The sequence below is a fragment of the Campylobacter sp. MIT 12-8780 genome (genome assembly GCF_006864535.1).
GTDB lineage: Bacteria > Campylobacterota > Campylobacteria > Campylobacterales > Campylobacteraceae > Campylobacter_D.
This window is the reverse complement of sequence record NZ_QHLL01000017.1, coordinates 1-2,426: the sequence shown is the minus strand read 5'-3', so window position 1 is coordinate 2,426 and position 2,426 is coordinate 1. Positions and strand designations below refer to the sequence as shown.

At 34.5% G+C, this 2,426-nt stretch carries 2 protein-coding genes, 1 other RNA gene and 1 pseudogene; all 4 read right to left on the bottom strand.

From position 1 onward, the window contains the following. A partial coding sequence (locus DMB95_RS09465) for a hypothetical protein (protein ID WP_142931839.1) occupies positions 1 to 432 on the bottom strand: 432 nt, incomplete at its 3' end. A gap of 170 nt (positions 433 to 602) precedes the next feature. Next, an RNA gene (ffs, locus tag DMB95_RS09460) (signal recognition particle sRNA small type) lies at positions 603 to 701 on the bottom strand. Between the two features lie 203 nt (positions 702 to 904). Then, positions 905 to 2,014, bottom strand: a complete 1,110-nt coding sequence (locus DMB95_RS09455) for a Cj0069 family protein (protein ID WP_137632500.1) — start codon at positions 2,012 to 2,014, stop codon at positions 905 to 907. Between the two features lie 246 nt (positions 2,015 to 2,260). Then, a pseudogene (locus tag DMB95_RS09805) lies at positions 2,261 to 2,426 on the bottom strand (methyl-accepting chemotaxis protein); the annotation flags it as partial.

Below are 2,426 nucleotides of genomic sequence, written 5' to 3'. Positions count from 1 at the left end.
CAACACAAACAAAGTTAAGCCAAAACCGATGGCTAAAATGTCAAATAAAGAATTATTTTTTGACTCATGCAAGCTCATTAAAAGCCCAAGTGCTGATCGTTTGATGATATCAACCTCATACGCATTTTCATCAAGCTTTTTTAGCCCAACGCTGTAACGCAAAGTGCCAAGTGAGAGTATGTGATTTTCATCTTTGCTGTAAATAGCCTGAACCTTTGGCACGCTTAAATTCTGCTCTTTCAAAAAAGAAAAAAGCACTTCTTGTTCTTTGCCCTCACCGATCTTAGCTTTAAAAGTAAAATTTGAAGTTTGTGCTAAAGTTTCATCATCAAAGCCCAAAACAAACAAAACACCAGAAAAAGCATACACAAAAGCCACAGGCAGAAAAAATAAGCTCAAATAAATATGGATATTACGAAAAAATTTTATCATCTCAACTCCTTTCAAATATATAATTGTAAAGGTTTTAAGTGAAGTGAAAGTGAAATTAGGATTATAAAAAGTGCTTTTAAACATAAAAAACAAATTCTCAAAAAGCAGTTGATGGAAAACAAAATAAGTCAAGAATACGAAAAAAATTATCAAGAAATTTCAAAAAAAACCCTTCTCCAGATGGCTGCGGCACATAATAAATCAAAGTTGCTCTGCTGTGTTCCCACCCTGAAGCGGTGCTTTAAAATACTATTGCACAGGTCTAAAAAAGGGCAATTAAAATCATAGCAAAATTTACTTAATTTTTGTTGAATAAAATCAAATCGCTAATTTTTATGATACAAGCACAACTCGATATAATTTTTTTAATCTTGTTTTAAATTTGAAAGAAGATCAACAAGTCTTTTTCCTTGTCGATCTTAGGATACAACGCAATGACATTAAGCTTAACCAGCTTTAAAGCTGGTTAAAATCACGCTTTTTGCTCGCTTACGATATCAATGATAGTATCGCCTACCATAACGGCAATTTTTTCCATAAATTCAGCCGGACTTGTAAAGCCAACACAAGAACAATTTATCTCGCCAAGCACATATTTATCCTTACCATTTTCATCAGTATCAAGGATAAAATCAGCTGTCCAGATAAGTGGCAGATCATAATTTCCAAGCTTAGAGCGAATTTCTGGCAGTTGTGCCAAAAACCAATCTATCAAAGCTTGCCAATCTTTTGGCTCATCATAGCGGTATTTTGCCCCACTAAAAAGCGTAGCAGAAAAAGCATCTCCTCCCTCAGCTGGCTTTTTATGCACTACATAAACAGGGGTTTTATAAAGCATTAAAATGCGAATTTCACCTTCTTTGATACGCGGTAAAAAAGTCATATCTACAAGCATGCCATTATCCCCTACCAAATAATGCTCGCAAAAGTCCATAAATTCGCCAAGCTTACGCTCTTCTGTATGATTGTCTTTGGCTTCTGTGCAAATGATTTTTGTATCAAGTGGCAAGCTTGCTACTTTGTTATAATCGCTTGAGTTTTCAAGTCTTACACGCCAAATTCCCTCTCCAGTTGAGCCTCTGTTTTGTTTTAAAACGCGTTCTCCTTTTGCTAGAGTTGTAGGAAAGGTTTTTTTAAAATCATGTTTATCGCTAAAGTTTACGCCTATTCTTTTTGCTTCGGCAGGGTCATAATACGCATAAGTATCGCTTGGCACTAACTTTGTATCAGCAAGCTTAGTGAGCGCATCTTTTGCTCCATATCCTATCATGGCATCAGGATGAGGCATGCCTATAAGTCCAGCATCACAAAGCTTTCTTAAAACATCAAAATACAATTTTTCTTCTTTTAAATTGCCCGGATTTACCCTTGATACATAGCCATCAGCGGTGTTTTTAACATGCTCAAAAATTTTGTTTCTCTCATTTTCATTGCGTAATATTTCATCAGTAAAAAATACCACTTCAGCATTCCAACCCTTGGCTTTAAGAGCATTTACCATAGGCATGGTATCTTTTCTGTATCCATCAGGACCCTTGTCGCTTCCGCCTTTTGCTTCAAAAAACACGATGTTTTTTTTCATTTGTTCTCCTTTTGTCGTTTGGATTTATTCGTTTTTCATTGTAACTGAAGTTTGATTTAATACTTATTAAACTAAGGATTAATGTTTATTTTTAAAAGTGCGTGGGTAGTTTTGTAAAACCATAGATAAAAAGTCTTTTTGAGGTTGAAATGAACTAAAAATAAATTTAAAAGGTAACCAAGCAAATTTTGCGGATTTGCTCCGCAAACTGCTTGTCTTAAAGGAGATACAATATATCAAAGTTCATTAAAACTTCTTCTTCCGAGCATCTTCAAGAATATTTTTTGCAATACTATTGACTGCATCAGAAATCACAGAACTATCATTAGCAATCTTCACATTATCTTGAGTTACACTTTCTATATGAGCTACACTTTCATTGATTTGAGTAATACCTGCAGTTTGTTCTTTA